Source organism: Micromonospora sp. DT53 (assembly GCF_049841535.1).
Lineage (GTDB): Bacteria > Actinomycetota > Actinomycetes > Mycobacteriales > Micromonosporaceae > Micromonospora.
The window spans coordinates 257,231-283,497 of sequence record NZ_JBNCKM010000008.1 but is presented as its reverse complement, the minus strand read 5'-3'; the positions used below and the strand labels follow the sequence as shown (position 1 = coordinate 283,497).

The 26,267-nt window shown below is 68.2% G+C and carries 25 protein-coding genes; 14 read left to right on the top strand and 11 right to left on the bottom strand.

Annotated elements, in window-relative coordinates; genetic code table 11:
• Positions 1-109: 109 nt before the first annotated feature.
• From ACLQ3B_RS24880 to ACLQ3B_RS24860, 5 genes are read right to left on the bottom strand one after another with little or no spacing between them, the layout of a single operon-like run.
• Positions 110-1,186: an ABC transporter ATP-binding protein gene (locus tag ACLQ3B_RS24880; RefSeq protein WP_425783117.1), complete on the bottom strand. Its 1,077-nt coding sequence runs from the start codon at positions 1,184-1,186 to the stop codon at positions 110-112.
• Positions 1,186-2,253, bottom strand: coding sequence for an ABC transporter ATP-binding protein (locus ACLQ3B_RS24875; protein WP_425783116.1), 1,068 nt, complete (start codon positions 2,251-2,253; stop codon positions 1,186-1,188). The genes ACLQ3B_RS24880 and ACLQ3B_RS24875 overlap by 1 nt, the downstream gene beginning before the upstream one ends.
• Entirely contained in the window at positions 2,253-3,164 is a 912-nt protein-coding gene (locus tag ACLQ3B_RS24870) for a carbohydrate ABC transporter permease (RefSeq protein WP_425783115.1), read from the bottom strand. Before ACLQ3B_RS24870 ends, ACLQ3B_RS24875 begins: the two co-directional genes overlap by 1 nt.
• Complete coding sequence (locus ACLQ3B_RS24865) at positions 3,164-4,072, bottom strand: carbohydrate ABC transporter permease (RefSeq protein ID WP_425783114.1); 909 nt, start codon at positions 4,070-4,072, stop codon at positions 3,164-3,166. The genes ACLQ3B_RS24870 and ACLQ3B_RS24865 overlap by 1 nt, the downstream gene beginning before the upstream one ends.
• Positions 4,073-4,110: 38 nt before the next feature.
• Positions 4,111-5,496 carry an extracellular solute-binding protein gene (locus ACLQ3B_RS24860; RefSeq protein WP_425783113.1) on the bottom strand — a complete coding sequence of 462 codons (1,386 nt, stop codon included), beginning with the start codon at positions 5,494-5,496 and terminating at the stop codon, positions 4,111-4,113.
• Between the two features lie 436 nt (positions 5,497-5,932).
• Here ACLQ3B_RS24860 and ACLQ3B_RS24855 point away from each other — a divergent pair, with 436 nt between their 5' ends.
• The 7 genes from ACLQ3B_RS24855 to ACLQ3B_RS24825 all read left to right on the top strand — a co-directional run bounded on the left by ACLQ3B_RS24855 (position 5,933) and on the right by ACLQ3B_RS24825 (position 12,993).
• On the top strand, positions 5,933-6,676 hold the full coding sequence (locus tag ACLQ3B_RS24855; protein ID WP_425783112.1) for a GntR family transcriptional regulator: 744 nt from the start codon (positions 5,933-5,935) through the stop codon (positions 6,674-6,676).
• Positions 6,677-6,763: 87 nt separating this feature from the next.
• Positions 6,764-7,333 (top strand): DJ-1/PfpI family protein, encoded by a 570-nt coding sequence (locus ACLQ3B_RS24850; RefSeq protein WP_425783111.1) that lies wholly within the window; start codon positions 6,764-6,766, stop codon positions 7,331-7,333.
• A 19-nt stretch (positions 7,334-7,352) separates the two neighbouring features.
• Complete coding sequence (locus ACLQ3B_RS24845; protein WP_425783110.1) at positions 7,353-8,174, top strand: alpha/beta fold hydrolase; 822 nt, start codon at positions 7,353-7,355, stop codon at positions 8,172-8,174.
• Positions 8,175-8,372: 198 nt separating this feature from the next.
• Positions 8,373-8,783 carry a hypothetical protein gene (locus ACLQ3B_RS24840; protein WP_425783109.1) on the top strand — a complete coding sequence of 137 codons (411 nt, stop codon included), beginning with the start codon at positions 8,373-8,375 and terminating at the stop codon, positions 8,781-8,783.
• Positions 8,784-8,906: 123 nt separating this feature from the next.
• Positions 8,907-9,425 carry a SigE family RNA polymerase sigma factor gene (locus ACLQ3B_RS24835; protein WP_425783108.1) on the top strand — a complete coding sequence of 173 codons (519 nt, stop codon included), beginning with the start codon at positions 8,907-8,909 and terminating at the stop codon, positions 9,423-9,425.
• Complete coding sequence (locus tag ACLQ3B_RS24830; RefSeq protein WP_425783107.1) at positions 9,425-9,922, top strand: hypothetical protein; 498 nt, start codon at positions 9,425-9,427, stop codon at positions 9,920-9,922. Before ACLQ3B_RS24835 ends, ACLQ3B_RS24830 begins: the two co-directional genes overlap by 1 nt.
• 194 nt (positions 9,923-10,116) lie before the next feature.
• Positions 10,117-12,993, top strand: coding sequence for an AfsR/SARP family transcriptional regulator (locus ACLQ3B_RS24825; RefSeq protein WP_425783106.1), 2,877 nt, complete (start codon positions 10,117-10,119; stop codon positions 12,991-12,993).
• A gap of 63 nt (positions 12,994-13,056) precedes the next feature.
• Here the strand turns inward: ACLQ3B_RS24825 and ACLQ3B_RS24820 are convergent, their stop codons facing one another.
• Positions 13,057-13,599, bottom strand: a complete 543-nt coding sequence (locus ACLQ3B_RS24820; protein ID WP_425783105.1) for a hypothetical protein — start codon at positions 13,597-13,599, stop codon at positions 13,057-13,059.
• A gap of 437 nt (positions 13,600-14,036) precedes the next feature.
• Between ACLQ3B_RS24820 and ACLQ3B_RS24815 the strand changes: the two genes are divergently transcribed.
• A complete protein-coding gene (locus ACLQ3B_RS24815) occupies positions 14,037-14,903 on the top strand; it encodes an alpha/beta fold hydrolase (RefSeq protein WP_425783104.1) in 867 nt (288 codons plus the stop codon).
• Positions 14,904-15,008: 105 nt separating this feature from the next.
• Here the strand turns inward: ACLQ3B_RS24815 and ACLQ3B_RS24810 are convergent, their stop codons facing one another.
• Both ACLQ3B_RS24810 and ACLQ3B_RS24805 read right to left on the bottom strand, forming a co-directional pair.
• Positions 15,009-15,854 (bottom strand): alpha/beta fold hydrolase, encoded by an 846-nt coding sequence (locus ACLQ3B_RS24810; protein ID WP_425783103.1) that lies wholly within the window; start codon positions 15,852-15,854, stop codon positions 15,009-15,011.
• An 11-nt stretch (positions 15,855-15,865) separates the two neighbouring features.
• Positions 15,866-16,699, bottom strand: coding sequence for an alpha/beta fold hydrolase (locus tag ACLQ3B_RS24805; RefSeq protein WP_425783102.1), 834 nt, complete (start codon positions 16,697-16,699; stop codon positions 15,866-15,868).
• Between the two features lie 209 nt (positions 16,700-16,908).
• On the opposite strand from ACLQ3B_RS24805, the gene ACLQ3B_RS24800 reads away from it, so the two are divergent.
• Together ACLQ3B_RS24800 and ACLQ3B_RS24795 are read left to right on the top strand one after the other, a co-directional pair.
• Positions 16,909-19,782, top strand: a complete 2,874-nt coding sequence (locus ACLQ3B_RS24800; protein ID WP_425783101.1) for a BTAD domain-containing putative transcriptional regulator — start codon at positions 16,909-16,911, stop codon at positions 19,780-19,782.
• Between the two features lie 91 nt (positions 19,783-19,873).
• Positions 19,874-20,341, top strand: a complete 468-nt coding sequence (locus ACLQ3B_RS24795) for a response regulator transcription factor (RefSeq protein ID WP_425783100.1) — start codon at positions 19,874-19,876, stop codon at positions 20,339-20,341.
• A 14-nt stretch (positions 20,342-20,355) separates the two neighbouring features.
• On the opposite strand, the gene ACLQ3B_RS24790 is transcribed toward ACLQ3B_RS24795, so the two are convergent.
• On the bottom strand, positions 20,356-21,321 hold the full coding sequence (locus tag ACLQ3B_RS24790; protein ID WP_425783099.1) for a hypothetical protein: 966 nt from the start codon (positions 21,319-21,321) through the stop codon (positions 20,356-20,358).
• 99 nt (positions 21,322-21,420) lie between these two features.
• On the opposite strand from ACLQ3B_RS24790, the gene ACLQ3B_RS24785 reads away from it, so the two are divergent.
• Both ACLQ3B_RS24785 and ACLQ3B_RS24780 read left to right on the top strand, forming a co-directional pair.
• Positions 21,421-22,002 carry a DUF1801 domain-containing protein gene (locus ACLQ3B_RS24785; RefSeq protein WP_425783098.1) on the top strand — a complete coding sequence of 194 codons (582 nt, stop codon included), beginning with the start codon at positions 21,421-21,423 and terminating at the stop codon, positions 22,000-22,002.
• Positions 22,003-22,149: 147 nt separating this feature from the next.
• Positions 22,150-22,557 (top strand): hypothetical protein, encoded by a 408-nt coding sequence (locus ACLQ3B_RS24780; RefSeq protein ID WP_425783097.1) that lies wholly within the window; start codon positions 22,150-22,152, stop codon positions 22,555-22,557.
• A gap of 183 nt (positions 22,558-22,740) precedes the next feature.
• Here ACLQ3B_RS24780 and ACLQ3B_RS24775 read toward each other — a convergent pair whose 3' ends face one another.
• Positions 22,741-22,866, bottom strand: coding sequence for a lasso RiPP family leader peptide-containing protein (locus tag ACLQ3B_RS24775; protein ID WP_425783096.1), 126 nt, complete (start codon positions 22,864-22,866; stop codon positions 22,741-22,743).
• A gap of 469 nt (positions 22,867-23,335) precedes the next feature.
• On the opposite strand from ACLQ3B_RS24775, the gene ACLQ3B_RS24770 reads away from it, so the two are divergent.
• Positions 23,336-24,787 carry an endo-1,4-beta-xylanase gene (locus ACLQ3B_RS24770; RefSeq protein ID WP_425783095.1) on the top strand — a complete coding sequence of 484 codons (1,452 nt, stop codon included), beginning with the start codon at positions 23,336-23,338 and terminating at the stop codon, positions 24,785-24,787.
• A 183-nt stretch (positions 24,788-24,970) separates the two neighbouring features.
• Positions 24,971-25,744, top strand: coding sequence for a hypothetical protein (locus ACLQ3B_RS24765; RefSeq protein WP_425783094.1), 774 nt, complete (start codon positions 24,971-24,973; stop codon positions 25,742-25,744).
• Positions 25,745-25,803: 59 nt separating this feature from the next.
• Here the strand turns inward: ACLQ3B_RS24765 and ACLQ3B_RS24760 are convergent, their stop codons facing one another.
• Complete coding sequence (locus ACLQ3B_RS24760; RefSeq protein WP_425783093.1) at positions 25,804-26,145, bottom strand: DUF6223 family protein; 342 nt, start codon at positions 26,143-26,145, stop codon at positions 25,804-25,806.
• Positions 26,146-26,267 lie beyond the last annotated feature (122 nt).

Sequence of the window (26,267 nt, the reverse complement as noted above, 5' to 3'; positions counted from 1 at the left end):
ACCGGCCCTCGTCGGGCGCGAGGTTGCCGAACATGGCCCGTGGTCCGCTGTGCGGGGCGACGCCCGGCCACCGATCGCCTTCTCGGGCCGCCGTCGCCGCCCCGCGCGGTTATCGCCCAGCCTCGGACAGCGACAGTCCGGTGCCCGCATCGAACAGGTGCGCACGGTCCAGGTCGACCGCGACAAGCAGCCGCTCGCCCGGCGTACCCGTGACTGTGGGACGTGCCTTGACCTTGAGGATCTCCGTCCCCACTCGGACGTCGACCACCGTTCGGTCACCGAGCGGCTCAAGCCCGTAGAGCTCGCCCGACAACGACGCGTCCCCACGCCGCTCGACGGACAGGTCCTCCGCGCGCAGGCCCAGCAGCAGCGCACGACCGTCCTCAGCCGTGGTCCAGCGCGGCCGCGGCAGCGTCCAGCCCTCCGCACCGACCAGACGATCCCCCTCGGCGCGGCAGGCGAGCAGGCTGATCGGCGGACTGCCCACGAATCCTGCGACCCACTGGTTGGCGGGACGCTCGTACACCTCGGTCGGTGTTCCGACCTGTTGCACAGTTCCCTCCTTGAGGACCGCGACCTGGTCGGCCATGGACAGGGCCTCGACCTGGTCGTTGGTCACGTAGACGAAGGTCGCGCCGAGACTCCGGTGGATGCGGGTGAGCTCGGTGCGCATCTCGACGCGGAGCTTGAGGTCGAGGTTCGTCAGCGGCTCGTCCATCAGAAACGCGCGGGGGGTACGGACCAGCGCCCGGGCCAGGGCTACACGCTGCATCTCACCGCCCGACAACTGGGCGGGACGACGCTGCAGTAGACGTTCGATGTGCAGCAGGCTCGACATCTGGTTGACGGCAGCGGCGATCTCGCTCGACGAACAGCGGCGTGCCCGCAGCGGCGAGGCGATGTTGTCGTACACCGTGTGTCGCGGGTAGAGGGCGTAGCTCTGGAAGACCATGGCCAGGTCGCGCGCGGCCGGGGTGTCGCCGGTCGCGTCCCTCCCGTCCAGATGCACGGACCCGGCGTCAAGCTTGTCCAGGCCGGCGATCGCTCGCAGGGTCGTCGTCTTGCCCGCCCCGGAGGGCCCGAGCACGACGAAGAACGAGCCGTCCGGCACGTCCAGCGTCACGCCGTCCAGAGCCTGGACCTTGCCGAAGGACTTGCACAGCCCGTGCACTGCCACGGTTCCCATCAGGCCACCAGCTCTTCCGTGCTCACGTCGTAGACCGCCGGGGTCCCGCCGGTGTGCCGTAGCCCGACCAGTGCGTCAGCGGCGAAACGGACAGTCGGTGGCATCCGAACTCGTACGTCGCCCTGGCCGCTGTGGTCGACCACGTAGATGATTTCGTCGCCCAGCCACTCCGCCGAGACCACGCGGGCCGGGACCGACCGTTCCGCTCCTGGTGCTGTGACTTCCAGCGCCTCCGGCCGGACGCCTGCGACCAGGCTACGGTCGCGGGGCAGGCCTGGCGGCGGCGTGAGGGCCAGTCCGCCCTGACTGCGCAGCTTCCCGTCGGCGACCTCCACCTCAATGAGGTTCATCGGCGGCGAGCCGATGAATGCGGCGCAGAAAAGACTCGCCGGACGGTCGTAGACCTCCAGTGGCGTGCCGATCTGCTCGACGCGGCCCTTGTTGAGGATGGCGATTCGGTGACCGAGCGACATCGCCTCGACCTGGTCGTGGGTGACATAGACCATCGTCGCCCCCAGTTCCCCCTGCAGGTGCTTGATCTCCGTGCGCATGTCCGCCCGCAGCTCCGCGTCCAGATTGGTGAGAGGCTCGTCCATGAGGAATGCGCGCGGTCGCCGCACCAGGGCGCGAGCAAGCGCGACGCGCTGCTGCTCCCCGCCGGACAACTGCCGTGGTCGCCGGTCCAGGAGCGGACCGAGCCGCATCAGCCGGGCGGCCTCTTCGACCCGCTCGTGCACCTCCGGCTTGGGCAGCCCCTCGGCTCGCAGCGGGAACGCCAGGTTGTCGCGGGTTCTCAGATGCGGGTAGAGAGCGTAGAACTGGAACACCATGGCGATGTCGCGCTCGGCGGGCGGCAGGTCGTTGACAAGCGTGTCGCCGATGCGGATGTCACCTGTCGTCTGCCTCTCCAGGCCGGCGATGGCGCGCAGCGTGGTCGTCTTGCCACAACCCGAAGGGCCGAGCATCACGAACAGCTCGCCGTCACCGATGGACAGGTCCACGTGCTCGACCGCGACCGTCCCGTCCGGGTAGCGCTTGTGCAGCGCGGTCACCTCGATGCCCGCCATCAGCGTCGCACCGCCCCGAGCGTCACACCGGCGACGAGGTGCTTGCGCACCAGGTAGGCGAAGACGAGCACCGGTAGGGCGAACACCACGGAGGCGGCCGCCACGAGGCCCCAGTCCACGGTGGTGCCGCCGATGAGACCGGCGATGGCGGGTGGGGCCGTCCGCACGTCGTCGCTGGAGGTGAGGAAGATGGCGAACACGAACTCGTTCCAGGAGAAGATGAGGGCGAAGACCGCCGTCGCGGCGATGCCGGGCACGAGCAGGGGGAGGGTGAACTTCCAGAACGCCTGCAAGCGGGTGTAGCCGTCGAGCATGGCAGCGTCCTCGTACTCCGCGGGCACCTCGTCGACGAATCCCTTCATCATCCAGATCGTGAACGGGACGTTGAACGCCGCGTAGATGAGGATCAGACCGAGCTTGGTGTCGATGAGTCCGACCTGGCGGTACATGAGGAAGATCGGGACCACGACCACCACGGGCGGCATGAAGCGGGTGGACAGGATGAAGAACAGTTGGTCCTTCTTGGCCTTCACGGCGAAGCGCGAGTAGGCCCAGGCCGCCGGGACTCCCAGCACGGTGGCCAGCACCGTGGAGACCCCGGCGACCACGACGGAGTTGAGGAACGCGACGGACAAGGCCGAGCGACCGCCGCCAGGGGCGACGAACACGTCCTTGTAATGGTCGAACGTGACCTTGAAGCCGAAGAACTCGGCCGGGACGGCGTAGACGTCCCTGTTCTCCTTGATGGACGTCTCGATCATCCACAGCACCGGAAAGAGCATCACGACGGCCAGCACGGTCAGCAGCGCGACCTCCAGCACCGAGCGGCCCCGGCTGCCAAGGCGGCGCGCGGGGGGCGTGTGATCCGGGGCAGGACCTGTTGACACGGCCTCGTCGACGGAGACGGCCATCAGCCCTCCTTGAGCTTGTTCAAGTAGCGCAGGTAGAACTGCGTCAGGATGATGACGACGAGGACCATGAGGATCCCGTACGCCGAGGCGGTGCCGGTATTGAAGCCCAGGAACGCGACCTTGTAGACGTGGAACGACAACGTCTCGGTGGAGACACCCGGACCCCCACTGGTGAGGATGTAGACGAGGTCGAACAGCCGGAAGGCCTCGATGGCCCTGAACAACACGGCAATGAGGAGCAGCGGCCACACCAGCGGAAGGGTGATGTTGCGGAACCGGAACCACTCGGACGCCCGGTCGATCGAGGCGGCCTCGTACAGGTACTTGGGAACCGCGGTCAGGCCCGCGAGTGCGATGAGCATGATGAACGGCGTCCATTGCCAGGTGTCCACCACGATCAGGGAGACCAACGCCGTTCGCTGCCGGGTGAGCCACTCCACCTGCCCCACGCCGAGTGAGCCGAGCATGCTGTTGATCACGCCGAACTGCGCGTCGAGCATGAATCGCCAGAACAGCCCGACCACGACCGGCGACAGCATCATCGGAACCAGGAACAGAGTGGTCAGCAGTCCCCGCCCGTGTGTGCGCCGAGAGATCAGGTAGGCGATGGCGAAACCGAGCACGGTCTGCAGGCCGACCGCGCCGATCACGTAGATCAACGTCGTCAGGGCCCTCTGGTGGACCTGCGCCGACGTCAGGATGGCTGTGTAGTTGCCGAACCAGAGGAAATGGGCGGGCCCGCCGCGGGTGGCCGAGTAGTCGGTGAAAGACAGGTACAACGCCCACAGCAACGGGAACACCGACATGGCGAGCAACAGCAGCAGCGCGGGGGAGATGAAGGCGACGGCGAGTCCGCGGTCGCTCAGCCGGCGGGACCGACCCGGTGCGGGTGGCGTCGCAGACGCCACCCGCCCGGGGCTGTCGGTCGTCAGAGGGGCGGGGTCACTCACAGTCCGCCGCCGCCCTTGCGGCTGCTGGAGTCGAGCACTCCCTGCTGCTCCTTGGCGATGTCGTCGAGCGCATCCTTCGGCTTCTTCGCGCCGTTGAGAGCCGCGTTCACATTGGTGTTCTCAATGTTGACGAGGCGCGCGTACTCGGGCACGTTCCACATGTCCCGCATCCGCGGAACCGAGTCGGTGTACACCTGGTTGAACGGCCCGGCGTTGAGGAACTCGGGCGACTCCAGGGCGTCCGTACGCGACGGCACACCACCAGCCGCGGCCCACTTCTTCTGGATGTCGGCCCGCTCGAACCACTCCATGAAGTTCAGGGCCTCCGACTGGTTGGCCTTGGAGGCGTAGGCCGACACGTGCATCCCCATACCGCCGAGAGGGACCAGGTTCGTCTTCTGGCTCGGCAGGGTGGCAAAACCCAGCTTGTCGAGAATCTGCTTCCGCGAGGTGCCGAGCGTCGACTGCTTCGGATCAAGCAGGCCGCCGCTCGCGGCGATCCAGTTGAACGCGATGCATGCCTTGCCCTGGGCGACCGCCGCGTTCACCTCGTCGATGAACCAGTTGCCGGAGCCCTTGGCGGTCAACGGCTTCATCTTGTTGACCAGGACGTCCATCGCCTCCTGGCCGGCAGCGTCGTTGAGGACGCCGTCGATCTTGCGCGACTTGGAGTCCCAGAGGTTGCCGCCGTAGACGCCGTTGACCGTGTTGTAGGTGACGGCCGCGGCGTCGGAGCCGTTTGCCTGGTGGAAAGCCAACCCGCTGACGCCAGGGTTCTCCGCCTGGCACTTCTCGGCGGCTGAGATCATCTCGTCCCAGGTCTGCGGTGGCTTGTCGCCGATCAGGTCCTTGCGGTAGATCATCGTCCAGGTGTCGCCGAGCAGCGGCAGCCCGTACAGGCTGGCGTTCTCGTCGCGCTTGCCGGTCTCCGCCTGGGGGTACTGACCGTAGGCCGCCAGGAGGTACGGGTTGTAGGCCGTGACGTCGATGTTCTTCTTGACGAAGTCGGTGATGTCGAGGATGTTGCCGTTCGTCACGGCCTCGCCGATGTGTTGCGAGTCCAGGATCGCGATGTCGAAATCGGTCTTGTGCGCGGCGAACTGGGTGAACATCGCGTCGTGCCAGTTCGCGTTCGGCACGGTGTTGACCTTGATGGTCGTGTTCGGCCGCTCCTTCTTGTACTCCGCGTTCGCGAAGGCTTCGAGTGCTTTCGCGGGCGGCCACTCGAACCAGATGAAGCTGAGGGTCAGCGGGTCCTTGGTGAGCTCCGGGATGGTCGCCGGCGCCTTGGGGGCGCTCGCCTTCGCGTCGTCGCCCTTGTCATCGCCGCAAGCCGTCATGGTCGTGGCCACCAGCAGCATGGCCGCCGTCGCCAGCTTCACCTTGCGCCCGGAAACGGATGTTCGTCCTATTCGCTTCGGATACCGCATATTCTTACCTGCTTTCTGGGTTGGGGATCTCTAGAGCCTCGCTATGCGCTTCGCCGAGCAGTTGCTGGGTTGTTCAGGCGTGTCGCCGGGCTGTCGCGGGGGCCGACCCGCGGACCGGTGTCACGAGTACGCGCGACGTACCGGGTCTTCACGCCCTCGAGAAGCCCTTCGATCCAGCTGCGGCCGGTGACGCACCGAGCAGGACGTCGAGCATGCTCACGGGCGCTCCGGGGATCGAAGTGGAGCAATGGCGGGCGGTTCCGCGATGGTGCAGGATGGCGAGCGTCCGGCACTTTTCCTATACGATCTAGTGGGGCGTCAGCATCCCGCAGCGTTGTGACTGATGTCAACAGGTTCCCGAAGACGCAAGGAAGGACCTCACGTCACGATGGACGAGGAAGCGATGATCGCGCCGGGCCGCAGGGCCGTGGCGGGCGGAACGCCGCCGGGAAGATCTGGCGGCCGGCTTGCCGACGAGGTGTACGACACGCTGCTCGGACAGCTGATGTCGCTACGGATCGAGCCCGGGTCGCGCGTCACGATCGACGTCCTCGCGCGAGAGCTGGGGGTCTCGCAGACGCCGATCCGAGACGCTCTGAACCGTATGGAGGCCGAGGGCCTGGTCGTACGCGTGCCCCATGCCGGCTACCGCATTCCTCCCCAGATCACCCGGCACCGATTCGAGGACATGCTCGAGGTCCGCCTGCTCCTTGAGCCGGCGGCGGCGCGCAGATCCGCCGAACGCGCCTCCCTGAAGCAGGTGGCCGGTCTGCAACGGATGCTGGAGGAGATGGCGGAGCTGGAGGGGGGCAACGGGCCGATGGCCTATGGGGCCTTCGGGCTCCGTGACGCCGCTTTTCACGATCTCGTCGCCCTGAGCGCGGAGAACCAGGTCATCCGTGAGGCGCTCGCTCGCCTGCACAGCCACGTGCACCTCTTCCGGCTTCACCACGACATCCAGGTCACTCACCTGGCCATGGCCGAGCACGAGGAAGTCGTGGCCGCGATCGCCGCGCGTGACCCCGACGCTGCCGCCTACGCGATGCGTCGGCACATCCTGCGGTCCGGCGAACGTTTCCGACGATTGTTCGACGAGGTCAAGGACGCGGACGGGTTGCCGGTAGAGGCTTGACGGGCGGGCTGGGCCGAGGAATGCTGACCCAATCGATCAGATCGGATTGGATTCACCTCACCCGCCACCAGATGCGAGGAGAAGCAGGTGCCCAGAGCGCTGCTCCTGACCGGCGACGCCGCCGAGGAGCTCGACACCATGTATCCCTACTATCGCGTGCAGGAGGGCGGCTGGGACGTCGACGTCTCGTCACGGACGTTGCGTGACGTGCAACTGGTCATCCACGAGTTCGACCCCAACTCCGACGCCTATGTGGAGAAGGACGGCCGCAAGCTGCCGGTCGACGTGCCGTGGGCCGAGGTCGACGTCGAGCGCTATGACGCCCTCATCATTCCCGGTGGACGCGCCCCCGAGTGGATCCGGGTCGACGCCGACGTCAGGCGCATCACCGAGCACTTCTTCGCGCGCAACCTTCCCATCGCGCTGGTGTGCCACGGCGCGCAGGTGCCAGCGGTGTACGGGCTACTGAAGGGTCGAAAGACCGCGTGCTTCCCGCCCATCACCGGTGACATGGAGAACGCGGGCGCGACCGTCATCGACGCTCCCGACGTCGTTGACGGCAACCTCGTCTCCTGCCGGGGGTGGCCCGACATGCCGCAGTTCGGCAGGGCGATGATGGAGGTCTTCTCGAAGTCTGTCAGCCCCGCGTCGGCATGAGCATGCCTGGCCTGCCCCGGTGACGGCACTTCGGACCGTCGCGGTCGACGGTTCGCCCGTCCACGTCCTGGAGAGCGGCGCCGGGCCTGCGGTGCTGATGCTGCACGGCTCCGGGCCCGGCACGACCGGGTCCGGAGCCTGGGCGACGACGGCGCAGGCGCTGGGCACGTCCTGGCACGTGGTGGCGCCTGACCAGGCGGGGTTCGGCCGCACACCTGTCCCGGCGGGTTCCCGGGGTGGGCTAAGGCTGTGGACGGAGCAGGCCGCGGGCCTGATGGATGCCCTCGGTATCGAGCATTACGCCGTGGTGGGTCACTCCATGGGCGGTGCGGTGGCGCTGGCGTTGGCGGCCGCGCGCCCCCAGCAGGTCACCCGTGTCGTGGCGGTCGCGACGATGGGCGCCCCCGGGGCACCGCTGTCCGCCGACCTCGACGCACTCTGGGCCGCCCCCGCCGGCCCGCTCGGGGCACGAGACATGCTGAGTCGCCTCGTCCTCGACCAGGCGCTCGTGACCGATTCGGCCGTCGATGCCCGTGCGGCTGCGATGCGAGCGGGGGCGGAGGCGTTCGCGTCGTTGTTTCCTCCGCCCAGGGCACGATGGGTCGACGATCTCACCCTCTCGGCGCGGACGCTGGCAACGGTCCGCGCGCCCGTGCTGCTCGTCCACGGCGCCGACGACCGAGTGACCCCGCTCGGGACGGCAGCCCAGCCCCTGCTCGAACACCTGGCCGATGTCCGTCTGCACGTGCTCGGCCGCTGCGGGCACGTGCCGGCGATCGAGCACCCGCACGAGTTCAGGCAACTGCTGTCGTGCTTCCTCCGCCAGGACCGAGGCCACTGATTGCTGCGGCAGGTCCGCAGCCCGTGCCGAAGCGGATCGGCGTGAAGCTGGCGTCCTCCCTGAGGCGCGGGCCGAGCCGTCCGACCGGGCTTGCCGGAAGATCTTGAAGAAAGATTCCGGTCGGCGGCAACCTCCCCGCGATGGATCGCATGTACCCGGGTGTAAGCGACGATCGCCACGATCCATAGGGGCCCGGAAATGTCTGCACGTCACCTCCTCCTGCTGCCCGTTGCCGCCGTCCTCATCGGACTGTCGGCCTGCGACTCCGCTACGCCATCCGGTCCCAGCCCGACCGCATCTGCGCCGACGTCGGCTGCTGCGGCCACCGGCACCCCCGGTGCGTCGCCCGCTGCGGCGGCCGGGGTTGCCGACTGCCCGTCGGCGAAGACCCTCGAGACCCTTGTCGAGCTTCCGAAGGGCTGGACGTTCGGCAGTGTCGAGTGCGTCAAGGACTGGGCGGGAGCCGATCCGCAGGGCCCGACCGAAGGTGACGGCGTCTACCTGTTCCACTTCGTGGCCGGCACGGGCTGGAAGTACTACGGCGACGGCAGCGGATACGACTGCAAGGATCTCGGCCTCCGCGAGCCGGCGCCGTTCTGCATCTCCTGACCGGGTCGACCGCGGTCGCTTGCTGTGGCGCACACCGGCTAAGGTGTGCGCCACAGTCAACCGGCCGCATCGACGCCGCCGCTGCCTGAAGGATTTTGGGGTACGTGGGGGGACGAGCGCGGCATGGCGGACTCCATAGACGATCTTTTCTGTGAGTTCGTGCGGACCCGCTCGCCGGCGTTGCTGCGGACGGCGTTCCTGCTGACCGGTGACCGGCACCTCGCCGAGGACCTGGTGCAGGACGCGCTGGCCCGCACACATCGGGGCCGGCGTCGGCTGGATGATCCCGGGCACTTCGAGGCGTACACCCGAACCGCCATGTACCACCAGCATGTGAGCTGGTGGCGGCGCCGCAAGGTAGCCGAGTCCCTGCCCGGCGAACTGGCCGACGTCGTTCAGCCCGGCAGCGACCATGCCCGCCGTACCGATCTCAAGCTCGCCCTGCACCAGGCTCTCGCCCAACTCACCCAGCGGCAACGAGCCGTACTGGTGGCGCGGTTCTTCGAGGACCGCAGCGAGGCCGACACCGCGGATCTGTTGCAGTGCTCGGTCGGCACGATCAAGAGCCAGACCAGTAAGGCACTGGCCCGGATGCGGGAGATAGCGCCGGAGCTGCTCTCGGCCGTGATGGAGGAGGCCTGATGACCGACGACCTCGGGCCTCTGCGTCAGGCCATGTCCGATCTGAGCGAGTACGGCGGCACCGCCGACATGTACGAGCGCGCCCTGCGCAGGTCACGGCAGTCGCAGCGACGGGTAGCGGTCACCACCGGCGCCGCGGCCGCGGCGGTGGTGTTCGCCATCGGCGGTACGGTCGCCTTCGCCACCCGCCACCGGCCCGACCCTCCGACGCCACCTGCATCCACCCGCACCAGTGACGGCCCGCAGAATCCCACCTGTCCGTCGACCCAGACCCTCGGGAGCCTGGTCGAGCTGCCGGCGGGCTGGTCCTTCGCTTCCAGGGCGGTGGAGTGCGTCGAGACGTGGGCGGCGGCCGACGTGCAGCGTCCAGACGCCAGCGCCGTCATCTACCTGTTCCACTACACGGCTGGCACGGGTTGGCGATTCCACGACCAGGGCACCGGATGGGACTGCAAGGATCTCGGCCTGACCGAGGCCGCGTCGTTCTGCGCTTCCTGACCGCCCGCCTGGGTCCGACCGCCCGGCGCCCCCGTGGTGCGCCGGGCAGGTCTGGACCAGGGTGATCAGCTTGCCCGTTCCTGAAGCGTGCTTGACGAGATGACCACCACCTTGTTCGGCCGACCATGTGCAAACCATGCGACAGGCTTGAATCAGCTGTTCAGGCCCGTCGATCTCGGCCCTAGGATCGGGCCATGGGGGTCGGCGGCGCGGCGGTGGAGTTTCGTGTGCTGGGCGGTGTCGAGGCAACCGTCGGTGCTGAGCCGCTCGATTTGGGTCCTGCCCGCCAGCGCAGTGTGTTGGCAGCTCTACTGGCCGATGTGAACCGGGTGGTGTCAGTCGACCAACTGATCGACCGAGTGTGGGGAGAGCGCCCACCGCAGCGGGCCCAAGGGACGCTCTACAGCTATGTCTCCCGTCTGCGGCAGGCCCTGGCTTCGGCCGCAGACGATGCGCGTGTTCTGCGGCGAACGAGCGGCTACGCCCTCGTCGTCGACGATTCCACGGTGGACCTGAACCGCTTCCGCACTCTGGTCGGGCAGTCCCGCACGGTCCAGGACGACGACCACGCCGCGGCCCTGCTGGAGCAGGCGCTCGAACTGTGGCGGGGGGAGAGCTTCGCCGGCCTGGACACGCCGTGGTTCAACACCCTGCGGGCGGCCCTGTACCGGGAACGCCTCGCGGCCGAGATGGAACTGGGCGACCTCCATCTGCGGCTCGGCCGACACGTGCGGCTGGTGGCCGAGCTGCCCACCCGCGTGGAGTCGCACCCGCTGGACGAGCGGCTGGCTGGCCAACTCATGCTGGCGTTGTACCGCAGTGGGCGCACCGCCGACGCGCTGTCCCACTATCGGCACGTTCACGAGCGACTAGCGGAGGAGTTGGGCACCGACCCCGGCCCGGCCCTGCAGCAACTCCACCAACAGATTCTCACCGCCGACCCGGCCCTGGCCCTCCCCGCCCCGGAGATCGCCCGGCGCACCGAGGCGCCCGCCATGGTGCCCCGTCAGCTACCCGCTGACGTCACTGGCTTCGCCGGCCGCCACGAACACCTCAGCCGATTGGACAGACTCCTGTCCCAGCCGGCTGCCGGACCCGCCGGGTCCGATCCCGCCCACCGTGACGACACGCGCCCGGAGGGCGCGAATGACGGTGTGCAGGGTGGGCCGACGGCGGTGGTGATCTCCGCGGTGTCCGGTACCGCGGGGGTCGGTAAGACCGCCCTGGCGGTGCACTGGGCGCACAGCGTCGTGTACCGGTTCCCCGACGGGCAGTTGTACGTCAACCTGCGCGGGTTCGACCCGAGCGGGCAGGTACTGGACCCGGCCGAGGCGATCCGTGGATTCCTCGATGCCCTCGGCGTACCCCCCGAACGCATCCCACCGGGCCTCGACGCCCGGGCCGGGCTCTATCGCAGCCTGACCGCCGACAAACACCTGTTGATCCTGCTCGACAACGCCCGCGACACCGAACAGATCCGCCCGCTGCTGCCCGCCACCGGCACCTGCCTCGCCGTCGTCACCAGCCGTAACCCGCTAACCGGACTGATCGCCACCCACGGCGCCCACCCCCTGATGCTCGACGTGCTACCCGATGACGAAGCCCGCGATGTCCTCGTCCGCCGCATCGGCGCCGAGCGGGTCAACGCCGACCCCACCGCCACCAGCCACGTCATCAGCGCGTGCGCCCGGCTCCCGCTGGCGTTGGCGATCGCCGCCGCCCGCGCCCGGCAGACCCGCTTCCCGCTCGCCGTGATGGCCGCGGAACTGCGCGACGCCGAGCAACGCCTCGACACCCTCGACGCCGGAGACCCCACCATCCAGATCCGGACGGTGTTCTCCTGGTCCTACACCGCCCTCACCCCGGCCGCCGCCCGGCTGTTCCGACTTCTCGGCCTGCACCCCGGCCCCGACACCGACACCGCCGCGGCCGCAGACCTCGCCGGCCACACGATGTCACAGACCCGCCTGCTGCTGGCGGAACTGATCCGGGCCAGCCTGCTCACCGAACACGTCTCCGGTCGGTACACCTTCCACGACCTGCTACGCGCCTACGCCAGCGAACTCACCCACACCCTCGACACCGACCAGGATCGCCACGTCGCCACCACCCGAGTCCTGGACCACTACCTGCACACCGCACACGCCGGTGAGCGGCTGCTGTATCCGACCCGGCACCCGATCAACCTCATCCCGGCGCACCCGCAGGTCATTCCGCACCCCCTCGCCGACGACCGGCAGGCGACGCACTGGTTCAGCACCGAACGCCTCGTGCTGCTAGCCGCCGTCGAACACGCCGCAGCGACCGGCTTCGACGCCCACGCCTGGCAGCTTTCCTGGACCCTGAACACCTTCTTCTTCCGTCGAGGCCTCTGGCACGATCTGGTCACCGCCGGACGCACCGCGGTCACCGCCGCCCGGCGCCTCGGCGACCCGGACGCACGACTGAACACCCACCGCCACCTCGCCGACGCCTACACCGCCCTGCGCCGTTTCGACGACGCCCACGTCCAGTTGCAACACGCACTCGCCGTGGGGGTCCAGACCGGAGACCGCGCCGGACAGGGCCACACCCACCTCAGCCTCGGGCGGATGTGGGAACGACAGGGTGACCCCCGCCAAGCCCTCGACCACTCCTGCCTCGCCCTCGACCTGTTCCAGGCATCCGGGGACCTGGTCGGGAAGGGCAGGGCTCTCAACGCGATCGGTTGGTGCCGCATCCTGCTCGGCGAGAACGAGCAGGCTCTCGCCGCCGCCCGCCGGGCCCTCACCCTGAACCAGAATCTGCACAACCGGATTGGTCAGGCGAACACCTGGGACACCATCGGCTACATCCACCACCAGTTGGGCCACCACACCGAAGCCATCACCTGCTACCAGAACGCCCGCGCCCTGTTCCATGACCTCGGCAACCACGTCCACGAGGCACAGACACTCACCCGCCTCGGCGACACCCACCACACCGCCGGTGACACATCTGCCGCCCGGGATGCCTGGCAACAAGCCCTGAGCATCCTCGACGATCTCCATCACCCGGACGCTGACACCCTCCGCACCAAACTCGACCCCTGATGGCGCGTCGACGATGGATGTGGGGACAGTTGACGGACCGCACCAACCCGGTCGCCGCCCGGGTCAACTCCTCCGGGTGAGAGGCGCCACCGCATCGCAGGCGCCGATCGTCTGCGCGGCGGCGGCCTGGACCTGCGGGGACGGATCGGACAACGCCGCGGTCGCCGTGGCCAGCAACGCCGGCACGATCTGCCGGCAGCCGAGCACGGCCCGGGCGTAGAGGGCGCTCTGCAGCCGCTCGTCCTCCCAGATCCCCTCCTCGTCGCCGTCGTCGAGCGCCTGGGCCAGTGCGGCGTCCACGTCGAAGTCCGGCTCGGACAAATCCCTGTCCGTGATGCTGCCCGCCTCGGCCACCGCGGCCAGGAAGTTGAGCAGTTCGGCACGCAGGCCGGGATCGGTCACCCGCGGGTCGGCGAGCAGCGCCGCCACGTCGAGGGCGGCCGGCGCAGTCGCGGTCCACGGCGTTCCCTGGTGGATGATCGCCGACCACAGGTGCTTGAGTGCCCTCGCGCGGGCCTCCGGGTCGTCGCCGGCGAGCGCCGCCAGGTGGCCGGGAGTGTCCACGGCGAGGCCGTAGGCGTGCAGCAGAGCGGCGTACTCGGTCACGGCCGGAGAATACCCGGCCGGCACCGAGGAGCACCGTGACGCACTGCCGCTGGCGTCCGCTCATGGCGGCGACAGCGGCCGCCGCGATGACCTTGCCGGGCGTTCCGAGATCGGGAGAGGCGCCGAAACGGTCGCAGAGGTCCGGCGCGGATCTGCCGCTGATGGTGCCCGTCGACGGAGGTGAGCAGGTTTAGTGGTATGTCCATCGCCAGAGTGAAACCTGAGTGATATTCCCTTTCTGTCCGATACTTGCGATGCGCGTCAGTACGGTGACGTTTGGGCGATCAGGCACGTCGTCGCGGCACCGGAGCCCGGCCGCTGTCGGTGCACGCGCCGCTCGGCGGTACATCCGACGGGCCGCGGCTCCGGCGGGGTCGCGCTGGCGCCAGCGCATCTGCCCGCGTTCGGAAACCACTGACCAACGAGGGGGAAGAGACATGCTCGGTATCTCGCTACGTCGGCCGAAGACCATCGCCGCAACGCTCGTCGCCGCAACGCTGGTGACGGTGCTCGGCTCAGCCGCCCCAGGCGTGTCCGCGGACGGCGGTCCCCGACCAAGTCCTGACGAGGGGCATCGCACCAAGCCGACAATCGTCCTGGTGCATGGCGCCTGGGCCGACGGCTCGAGCTGGAGTGGGGAGGTCCGCAGACTCCAGGCACGTGGTTTCGAGGTCCAGGTCGCGCCGCAACCCAACCGGGGGCCGACGATCGACAGCGGCTACCTGAAGGACTTCCTGTCCACCATCGAAGGTCCCATCGTGCTCGCGGCCCACTCGTACGGTGGCTTCGTGGTCAGCGACGCCGCGACCGGCAACAGCAACGTCAAGGCGCTCGTGTTCGTCGACGCCTTCGCCCCGGACAAGGGGGAGACGGTGGAGGAACTCACCGCCGGCTCCGGCTCGGTGCTGGAGCCGGCCCTGACCGACCCCACGAGCGTTTTCAAGCTCGTGCCGTTCCCCGGTGCCCCGGAAGGTGCGGCCGACGCTTACGTCCTGCCGAAGGTGTTCATCAAGGGCTTCGCCAACGGTCTGCCTCGGCGGCAGGCAGAGGTGCTCTCCGTATCCCAGGTCGCCCTGGCCACGAACGCCCTGGCGGAGCCGGCCACCGAGCCGGCGTGGAAGACGATCCCGGTGTGGGCGGTGATCGGCACCGAGGACCTGGTCATCCCGCCGGCCCGCCAGGAGGAGATGATGAAGCGGGCGGGGGCCGACATCACCCGGATCGACGCCGGTCACCTGGGCCTGATCTCGCATCCCGGCGAGGTCACCGAGGTCATCCTGGAGGCGGCCCGGACGACAGCCTGACGGGACCTCGTGACGTCGGCTGGCCGTACCCCGGTTGATCCGTAAGAGCAGGTTCGCCAAGAGGCCGTGGCATCGCGCTGAGCGATGCCACGGCCTCTTGTCGTGTCAGTTGGTCGCCTTGGCGGCGGCCTCGATCTGGTTGGTGACCGCGCCCGTGTCAGTGATCATCGACAGGTGGGGGGCGTTGATCTCGACAGTGTGCGCCTTGGCCCGCTTGGACATGGCGACCTGCTCGGCGGCAGGGATGACGGCGTCCTGCTTGCCGATCACCGACCACGAGGGAATGGTGCGCCAGGCCGGCTCGCCGGACTCCTCGAACAGGGCGTTCGAGGCCAGGGGGCGCTGCCGGGCAGCCAGTACCGCCACGTCCCTGGCGGGAATGGTCATGTCGGCGAACGCCTTGCCGAAGATCGACGGCTTCACGTAGAAGTTGGCGACTCCCTCGTCGGCGCCGGGGATCGCGACCTGGTCGAAGATGGTGGACGGTTCGGCCGCGAAGACCGAGCCCGGCACGGCCGAGGTCAGCGAGTACACGGTGTCGTGCTGGTCCGGGATGTACGCGTCGACGTACACCAGGGCCTTGACCTGCTCGTTGCCCAGAGCGGCGTTGGTGATGACCATGCCGCCGTACGAGTGCCCGACGAGGACGATCGGCCCGGTGACGGTGTCCAGGTACGCGCGGAGATTCGCGGCGTCGTTGTCCACGCCCGACAGCAGGTTCGGCGGCGTGACCACCCGGTAGCCGTCGTGCTGGAGCTTGGTCGTCACCTTGTCCCAGCTGGACCCGTCAGCCCACGCACCGTGCACGAGCACGACTGTCGGTTTGACGGATGCGGGGCGCGAATGCTGAGCCGTCGAGGCCTGCGCGGTGCCGATGCCGGCACCAACCAGGGTCAGGGCGCCGATGGTCGCGCCTACGTAGACAAGGCGGCGCCGCAAGGACAGTTTCACGGTGTTTCCTTTCACTTCTGAAAAAAGTCGAGCAGGGCGGCGTTGACCTGATCGCTGTGGGTCCAGGCAATGGCGTGCGGCCCGCCCTCGACAACGAGCAACCGCGTATCCCCGAGGAACGCGGACAGCCGCTGGCCGGTCGCCCCGATGGGTAGGACCCGGTCCTGATCGCCCTGAATCACGAGCACCGGCACGTCAATCTTGGCCAGGTCTTCGCGGAAGTCGGTGAGCCAGGTCGGGATACAGGCCACCGCGGCGACGGAAGAGCCGGCCAGGGCCACGGCCACACTTGCCCGGAACGCCTCGTCGCTGACCAGCGAGCCGCCGTAGATGTCGAGGTTGTAGAAGTTCTCCAGGAACTGCTTGAGCCACGCGTCCCGGTCCGCCCGCGCCGCCTGGATGAAACCGTCGAACAACGACTGCGGCGCGCCTTCGGGATTGTCGTCCGTGCGCAGGAGGAACGGTGGAATCGGCGACATCAGTACGGCCTTCGCGACCCGTCCGGTGCCATGGCGACCCAGGTACCGGGCAACATCGCCGGTGCCCATCGAGTGACCCACGAGGATGGCCTCGCGTACGTCCAGAGCCGTGAGCAGCACATTCACATCGTCGGCAAACGTGTCGTAATCGTATCCACCGGCGGGCTGGCTGGAATTGCCCCAACCCCGCCGGTCGTACGTGATGACCCGGTAACCGGCTGCGAGCAGTGCGGAGACCTGCTTTTCCCAAGCCTGTCCGCTCAGCGGATAGCCGTGACTGAGCACCACTGGCGTGCCGGTGCCGTGATCCTCGTAATAGATCTCGATCGAGTTGGCTCCCTCTGAGCCAACGGTGACATGGGGCATGCGCACTCCTTGGGCTTGCGTTCCGCGCTGGGAACCTTGCCAAAGATATGGATGCGTAGTGTTTCGCGAATCACCCGAATCACGTAGTCCCGGTGTTTGGCGACCAACTCGACGGACAACGAGAGATGGGGGATGCGGGGGACCTGAGGCAGACCGCAGGCTGGGCCGAAAAGCGAAGCCGCTGCCCTTCCATCTCTAGGATGTCAATCGTGACGACGCCCGACCGCAGCCTCCCGGACGCGCCGCAGTCCCACTGCGAGTTCAAGGTCTTCGGCGGTCTTGGCTGCCGGCGGGACGGCTCGGACGTCGATCTTGGCCCGGTACGCCAGCGGATCATCCTGGCCAAGCTCCTCGCCGCCGGGGGTGACGCGGTCAGCCTCGACAACATCATCGACAGCCTGTGGGACGACCAACCGCCGTCCAGCGCCGCCAACCAGATCCACCGGCACGTCGGCAACCTCCGGCGGATTCTCGAACCGGACCTGGACGTCCGCGAAACCGGTCGATACCTCCTACCGGCCGGTACGGGCTACCGGCTGCTCCTCGCGACCGAGGCCTCCGATCTGGCCATGTACCGCGAGTTGGTCCGGCGGGCCCGTGAGGCGCTCGCCGGCGGGGACGTCGTGGCCGGCGTGCGGGCGTACCTGACCGCTCTGGAGCTTGGCCGCAGCCCCGCGTTCATCGACCTTCCGACCAGCGCCCTGAGTTCGCCGGAGTTCGTCGCCATCGAACGGGAACGCATCGCGGTGGCGCTCGCGGCCAGCGAGGCAGCGATTGCCCACGGCATGGCCGGCACCGTGTTGACCCCACTCCTGAGCGTTGCCGCCGCGGCGCCGCTGGACGAGGCGCTACAGGCGTGCCTGATGCGCGCGTACGTGGCCACCGGTCACCGGGCGGAAGGGGTACGGATCTTCGAGCGCAGCCGTCAACGTCTCGCCGAGGAACTGGGGGTGGACCCGGGGCCGGAACTGCGGGAGGCGTACCGGGAACTGCTCGCCAGCGGCTGGACCCTGCAGGAGGAACTGCGTCCGCCGGAGGCTCCCCGGCCCGCGCAGCTGCCGCCGCAGGTCGCGGGCTTCGTCCGCCGAAACGACGTGGCCAACGCGCTCGACGACCAACTGTCCGGCGCGTTCAACGACGCGGCCACCGTGATCACCGTGCTCGGCGGCATGGGTGGCATCGGCAAGACCGCGCTCGCCGTGCACTGGGCCCACCAGATCGTCACCGAGTTTCCCGATGGCCAGTTGTTCCTGAACCTGAGGGGTCTCGATCCGGACGGACGCGTTCTGTCGTCGGAGGAGGCGCTCGCCACCTTGCTCGCGTCCCTGGGCGAGCCTGCGGTGTCGTCACCGCAGGAGAACGTCGACGCGCAGGCAGCTCGTTACCGCAGTCGCCTCTTCGGTCGTCGGATCCTGATTCTCCTGGACAACGCACGCGACTCCGACCAGGTCCGCCCGCTGCTGCCGGCCGCCCGGGGCTGCCTGGTCATCGTGACGAGCCGCAACCGGATGACGAGCCTGGTCACCCGGGAGGGCGCACATTACCTGCACGTCGATCGGCTGACCGGGGCCGAGTCCCGCCAGCTTCTGATCAACCGCCTCGGCGCCCGTCGCGTCACCACGAACCCGGACGCGTTGGACAAGGTCATCGCGCTCTGTGCCGGGCTGCCGCTCGCGCTGGCGATCGTCGCGGCCCGCGTGGCCCTCAATCCGGCCCTGCCACTGAGCGCGGTCCTCAGCGACGTCTCGGCGCCGTCCGCCAGGCTCGACGCGTTGTCCAGCGCGGACTCGTCCGACGATGTCCGGTCGGTGTTCTCGTGGTCGTATCGCGCCCTCGGCCCGTCGACGGCGCAGGTGTTTCGTGCCCTCGCCGTCCACTCGGGTCCGGAGATCTCACTGGAGTCGGTGGCCAGTGTCGCCGGAGTCGGTCGCGCCCAGGCGCGCCAACTGCTCATGGAACTGGTGACCGCGAATCTGCTCGACGAGTCGCAGTCCGGGCGATACGTTCTGCACGACCTGTTGCGGGCCTACGCGGGTGAGCTCCTCGACGAGGATCAAGAGCGACCGGAGTACGAGCGGCGTCTCATCACGCATTACCTGCACTCGGCCCGTGCCGCCTACGCGCGGCATCACCGGCAGCCGGTCGGCGCCGTCAGCGAACCGCCGTCGGGTGTGACAGCTGAATCGTTCGACAGCGTGCCACAGGCTGCCGCCTGGTACGCACGGGAACGGTCCGCGTTGTGGGCGACCATCGATCTGGCCCTCGCACACGGTTTGGGGCGCGACGCGGCGGCCATGGTCCTCGCCGCCTCAGCACCGGGTAGCAACTCCATACCCGCGGGTCGGACGGAGACGGTACTCGCGATCCTCGATCTGGCCAGCGAGCTCGGTGAGCCGCTGATGGAGGCCGAACTTCTTCGTACCGTCGGTGAGGTCTTCGCCCCGCTGCCATCCGCCGACGAATATCTCCGTCGCGCCTTGGTCATCTTCGAAGGCGCCGGAGAAGTCGCCGGACAAGCCGACGTCCTACGAAACCTCGCCGTGTTGTCGTTGTCGCGTGGCGACCACGACGCCGCCAACGCGTACGGTGAACGCTCCGTGGGTCTTGCCCGGCAGACGGGGCGCCAGGAACTGCTCGCCGTCTCGCTGCTGACGTTCACGAGAGCGCTCCTGGGATCCGACCAGTTCGAGGCTGGCACACGGGTCGCGGACGAAGGGCTGGCCATCGCGGTGGCAAAGCACCTCGATCACCTGAAGATCTATTACGCACAGCTCATTGCGGAGTCCTCCTGGAAACTCGGCCGGCTCGAACGAGCGGCGAAGGTGTCGGAGTGGGGATTGTCGGAAGGCGTCTGTGAGTCGAACGGCCCCCGGTGTGCCGTCGCGGCGATCCTCGCGCGGGCCGCATTCGATCTGGGCGACCTGGCGCACGCGGAACGGGGGTGCCAGCAGTTCGAGAAGCTGATCGCCGACAACGGCTTCCGGGAACTCGTCGAGTTCTCTGGCATGGAGGAGGCCGAGACATACCGGACCATGGTCGCGTATGTCCGGGCCCGGCTGAGCCTGATGGGGGGCGCGTCCTGAGCGGGTAGGCGAGCACTCAGTCTGCACTCGTCGTGCACCGCGGTGCGATCGGATGGTTGTCGAGACCCCGAACCCTCGCCCGAGGAGCACCATGCACTGCGTCGTAGCCGAGCCTGCCCGAATCCTTCCCCGTGCGGTGTTGACCCCACGACAGGAACAGGTCGCCCTGCTGGTGGCGGCAGGCTCCACAAACGTAGAGGTCGCGACACACCTGGTCATCAGCACCCATACCGTCAAACATCACCTACGCGGGGTGTTCCACCGGCTGGGCGTCGCATCTCGCCGCGAACTGCGCAGCAGGCTGGCCTGCCACGACACCACCAACCACCTCGCCCAGAGCTGCTGCCTGACCAGCCAGGAGCGGGACATCGCGCGGCGGGTCTCGAACGGCGCCTCCAACCGCGAGGTGGCCGCACAACTGTTCATCAGCCCCAGCACCGTGGACTACCACCTACGCAAGATTTTCCGCAAGCTCGACATCACCTCGCGCAGAGAACTGGCGAGACGAGACGCGCTCATCCCCACATCGGCGGCATCGCCCACGACCCCACCCGGGTAGGTGGAATCCAGGTTTCACGAGGCCAACAGGTCGAAGTGCATACCCGCGAGGAAGAACCAGAGTGCCACCCAACGGAACACGTGCCCCGGCCGGGCAGTGCCGATCACGTCGGCGAAGAGGCACAGGATCCGGGCGCAGCCCGAGCGCCAGGCCGCCAGCAATGACCCACCCAGACGCCAATCTTCAAGCGGCAAAATGCCGATGGTGACGCTCACGACAAAGACGGCGAGCGCGATGGAAGCTGATATCCAATTACTGAGCGCCGTGGAGGCCAGGGCCAGGGTCACCGCTGCGGTGACAGCTACCGCTGCCAGCACCCCGAAAAGCCCGAAAATGCTGCTGCTCGCCTGGAACTGGTAAGCGACCTTGCCCGACCATCCCCGCTCACCCGGACCGAGGTGCCCGGCAAGGAACATGTCGATGCGTCCGCGGACGGACCGCGTGAGTTCCGCGCCGCGCCACCCTTCCTTGGCTGCCTCGGCATGCATCCTGCTCAGAAGTTCGGGAACATCGACCGTGTCGAGCATGTCCTCCGTCTCCTCGGAGACGCTGAGGTGAGGCTTCACTCGGAGGGACGAGATGTCGAGAGTCGCGCCTCCTCGGGCCCCTAGGGTCTTCGTGTGCACGAGGCAGTCGGCGAGCTCTTCACGAACGCCGTACACCGTGGCGCGGTATCTTTCTATTGGCGCAAGATGACTGAGATCACGCCCTCTGCGGTCGAGTTTGACCGCAAATCGCCGCAGCCGATCCAAGTCGATCAAGTCGAGTATCACAGCGAGCCCGGCTAAGAGCTGCAAGACCTTTCCGATGCGACTCCAGATCAGCATCGGCCACCACCCGAGCCTCATGTCCATGGTGGAGTCGCCGGACCACCAGGCTGCCCATGCATCGCCGAGACTCGTCGTGATCAGCAAAGCGATCCACGCTGGGGGGATCAGAAACCCAACCCACACCAGCTTCCGGTGAGAGGTGGCGGCCACCCGGTCATGGTAGCGAAATGCCGCAATACAACGGCACCTCGTTCTGGCTGACGACGACCGCGCGGCGCCGCGTACACCCACCCGTTCCGCATCAACGCCATGCGTGACCAGGCAGCTCGGACGAGCCGGTGGTCTTCCGACTGGTCGGCACGCAGGCGTGTGGGACTCGGGAATGGTCGTGCTGACCTATGCTCTGACCGGGGTCAAGCTCGCCGGGTGGGGGTCCGGAGCCCGGGGTCCCAAGCAGTGCAGGGTGCGAGCGCAACGGCACTCCACCCTCGTCCACCACGCGGGCGACAGGCACCTGCCTTCTCATGCGCCATGAAGGGGAAGACCGTGAACGACGACGTCACCCAGTACATCAACAAGACGCAGCCGTGGCAGATCGACGTCTGCGAAAAACTGCGTGCGATGATCGACGAAAATGTTCCGGGTGTCGAGGAGCGGCTTCAGTACGGCAAGCCGCACTACCTCAAGAACGGCCACTACGCCGCCGTCATCGCGGTAGCCAAGTCCAAGGTCTCGTTCATGATCTTCAACGCGACGGACATCCCCGAGGTCAAGGGATTCCTGCGGTCGATGGGAAACGGTGAACGCAAGACTGTCGACATCACGGAAGGGCAAGACGTCGACTACGGCACACTCGCCAGTCTCCTGGGCAAGGCCTCGGCGGCCTTGTAGGCGCAGGCCTCCGAACAGTCCTGCGCGCACCTCACCACGCGGCGCTGGAACGGAAACTGTCCGCGGCCTCGGCAAGGAGGCCTGTTCGACGCCCTGCCAGACACATCGCTCGCGCAGCGGCCACGGCGGCCCGAACGGTGCGACGAGTTGGAGCACGACGGCTTCGGGGTCGATGCCGGCGCCGGTCAGGGCGGCGATCGTGTCGGCGCGGTCGGCCGCGACCGCGACCCGGTCGACGGTCCCGGTGAAGAGTTGGTAGCGGTTGGACAGGCTGCCCTGCGCACGGGTGACCCCACCGATCGATCCGATGAGGTGGTAGCAGCCCGGCACGCTCCTGGCCACCGCGTCGAGGTCGGCAACGCTTCGGACGGTGTCGAGGTGCCGGGTGAGGCTCTCGCTGGTCTCGGCGGTTCGGCCGAGGAGCACCAGGGACCGGTCACCGGCACGGGCCACGGCGATGTCGTCGTCGTCCCAGTGTCCGACGATCCACGGCCGTCCGGACGGGTGCCGGATCGTCTGTCCTCCGCCATGGCGCTGGGCCAGGGCCGCCGCTGACTCGTGGTCGGAAAGGATGATGAACCGCATGCCCGCTCCCTTCGGCAAGATCCGTCTGAACGCATGGCGCCGGGGTGGTCAGCCCTGGTGCAGTTGGCCGACCACCCCGGCGCGTTGATGCGGTGTTCGACGTGCGTTAGGTGGTGCGCGTTGGTCGTCCACCGGTAGGTAGGTCGGGTCGACTCAGAAGTCGAACCAGCCGCCCCAGACGTCCGTCCAGTCGCCGATGTTGGTGATGCGGGTGAGCTCGGTGAAGTCGCCGACCTCGACCAGCGCGGGGGGCTCGTAGCCCATCGTCTTCTCGTTCATGCTGTTCACCTCGTTCGGTGAGTTGAGGCGATCCTTGTGACTGCCTCGCTGACACCCATCAGATATCCGTGGGTGCCGACCGGCAATCGCGCCATCCTGTCCGGGACAGCCGCGCCGTGGACCACCAGCGGCGGTGCGGCTGTCCCGGACAAGGGCTCGGACAGGACAAGCCTCAACACCATCGACCACTGAGCGCGCGAATCGAATTGATTCGATATAACATCTTCGGCAGGGCAGCGTCACTCCGCACGGGCGTACGACGCGGAGTGCTCACTCACCACCGCGCGGACCGGGTAGCCGGCGGTGGCCACCGATTCGGGCACGGCTGGGTTGACGCCGGCTCGGCGTCACAAGCGGCGTGCTGCACCAGAGGCGAGCGCGGTGCTCGGGTCGTCGGCCGTGCAGCGATCGTCGGTTCCGTGCCTCCCGTCGGCAATGGACCAGACAGAACACCGAGGAGAAAGCACAGATGAACGATCTACCCGCGCAACCGAAACGCCGAGCCAGGGGTGCCGCCAGGCTGCTTCTGGGCGGGGCCTGCGCCCTGGCGATCACCGTGTCCTCGATGGCCCTGGCGACCATCGCCCGCGCCGATCTCAGCGGACCGCCCGGGACCACCCTGAAAGCCGCCGCCGAGCGCAGCGGCCGCTACTTCGGCGCCGCCATGGGGGCGGACCGTCTCACCGACTCGGGCTTCCTGACCATCGCGAACCGCGAGTTCGACATGATGACGGCCGTCAACGAGATGAAGCCCGACGCGACCGAGCCCAACCCTGGCCAGTTCGACTTCCGTCGCGGTGACGCGATCTACAACTGGGCCACCGAGCGCGGCATGCGGTTCCGTGGTCACACCCTGGCCTGGCACGGCCAGCAGCCCAGGTTCTGGGGAAGTCTCAGCGGCAGCGCCCTGCGAGCCGCGATGATCAGCCACATCAACGGTGTGATGGCCCACTACAAGGGCAAGTTCGCTTACTGGGACGTGGTGAACGAGGCCTTCGCCGAGAACGGCAGCCGGCGGTCGTCGAACCTGCAGTCCACCGGGAACGACTGGATCGAGGTGGCGTTCAGGACCGCGCGCGCCGCCGACCCGGACGTGAAGCTGTGCTACAACGACTACAACATCGAGAACTGGACGTACGCCAAGACGCAGGGCGTCTACAACATGATCCGGGACTTCAAGGCCCGTGGCGTCCCGGTCGACTGTGTTGGCCTGCAGACCCACTTCACAGGTGGCAGCTCGCTGCCGGGCAACTTCCAGCAGACGCTGTCCAGCTTCGCCGCGCTCGGGGTCGACGTGGCGTTGACCGAGGCCGACGTCACCAACGCCTCGACCAGCCAGTACCAGGGCCTGACCCAGGCCTGCATGAACGTCCCCCGCTGCGTCGGCATCACGACGTGGGGCATTCGGGACAGCGACTCCTGGCGCGGCAACGAGAGCCCGCTGCTCTTCGACCGCAACAGCAACCCCAAGGCGGCGTACACCGCCGTCCTCAACGCTCTCAACGCCGCCTCCACCACCGTGCCGGGAACGACCCCACCGCCGACCGATCCGCCGACCGATCCGCCGACCGATCCGCCCACGGATCCGCCGACCGATCCGCCGACCACGCCGCCCAGCACCGCTTGTACCGCGACGTACCGCATGGCCAACAGCTGGAACGGTGGCTTCCAGGGCGAGGTCACCGTGGCCAACAACGGCTCCACCACCCTCAGTGGCTGGACCGTGCGGCTGACGCTGGCCAGTGGGCAAACCATCGCCAACGTCTGGAACGGCATCAACACCGGCACCAGTGGGGCGGTCAGCGTCCGTAACGCCGAGTACAACAAGTCTCTCGGCGCGAACGCCTCGACCACCTTCGGCTTCCTGGTCAACGGCAGCAGCAACACGGCGCCCGCCGGCCTTTCCTGCACCAGCCCCTGACCGGCGGCACGTACCGACCCGCCGCAGCGGGACGCTGGCCGGGCCCGGAGCCACCGGCTCCGGGCCCGGGTGCCGTCGTGGTCGGTCGCACCCGGTTCACGGCGGTCCACCGGCTGCCGGCCGACCGAAGCCAACCCCCTCGCACACCCCCGTGCGGGGGACCAGCCCTCATGGAGGATGACCATGCGCAAAATTCTCGCGGTGTTCAGCGCCGCCCTGATCCTCGGCGCCGCAGTCGGCAGCGCTCCCGCCGCCGCGTCGGGGGCCTCCACACCCTCGTGCCCCCGTGGCCTGCTCTTCTGCGAGGACTTCGAGCGACTGCCTCCCGGGGGGCCCAGCACCCTGAACTGGGGCGTCGACACCCGTCACGGCACGCTCACCGTCGAACGCGCCCGCCGTGGCAACCAGGTGCTGCACATCCAGACGGTCGACAACGGACGCGCCTTCCTCCGCGTCGACGACTTCGCCGCGCCGGGCAACCGCTTCTACGGGCGGATGCGTCTGCGCGTCGATGCCTTCCCCACGGCACCGGACTGGGCGCACTTCACGCTTGTGGAAGCCACCGGCACCGGCAGCGCGGAAGTCGTCCGTCCGATCGGAGGCCAGTACGCCCCCACGGTCCCCGGAACCTTCTGGGGGATCGGTGCCGACGGCGGTCCGACAGGTGACTGGACCAACTGGCGGGAGTCCGCCCCGGTCGTCGAGGACACCTGGCAGTGCTTCGAGTGGAAGATCGACGCGGCGGACAACCGCGTCGCGGTGTGGATCGACGGCGTGGCGAACCCGGAGCTGACCGCCTCCACGAACGACCACGGTGGCAACGATGTTCCGTTCGTCCTGCCGACTGTCGACACGGTGAAGATCGGCTGGCAGCTGTACCAGGGCGGCACGACACCTGGCGAGTTCGACCTCTGGATCGACGACATCGCCCTGTCGAGTAAGCGGCTCGGCTGCTGACCTGCGGCCCCGGCCGATCCAAGCTGGGCGGCTCGTTTCACGGATCGGCGGTCCGGTACTCAGGCGGCGCGGCGGGTCCGGGCGAAGGCTAGCCCGCTGAGGAGTGCGGCGAGCAGACCGAGGACCAGGGCTGCGTAGCCGCCGACGATGCCGTTGCCGGTGCCGGGTCCTCCATCGGCGGTGATCACTACCAGGCCGCCGACGAGCACGCCGGTCACTCCCGCGATCAGGGCCGCTGCTGACCTCCGCTTCCTGCTGCCGCCGGTGGGGCGGCCCAGCGACAGTCCGCCGATGATCGCCCCGGCCAGCGCCACCACGGCGGCAGCGGTGGCCACGATGCGGTCGCCGGTCAGGGTGGACGCGTCGACTGTGGACGCGGCGAGCAGGTGACTGATGGGCATCGAGTGCTCCTCTGTCTGGCCCGAACTAGCTGTCGCCTGATCCTGTCCGGTGGCTCGCCGTCTGACGTCGTGCCGGCGTGGTCATGTCATGCTGCCGCGATCGTGGGCCCCGGGTACCGCGG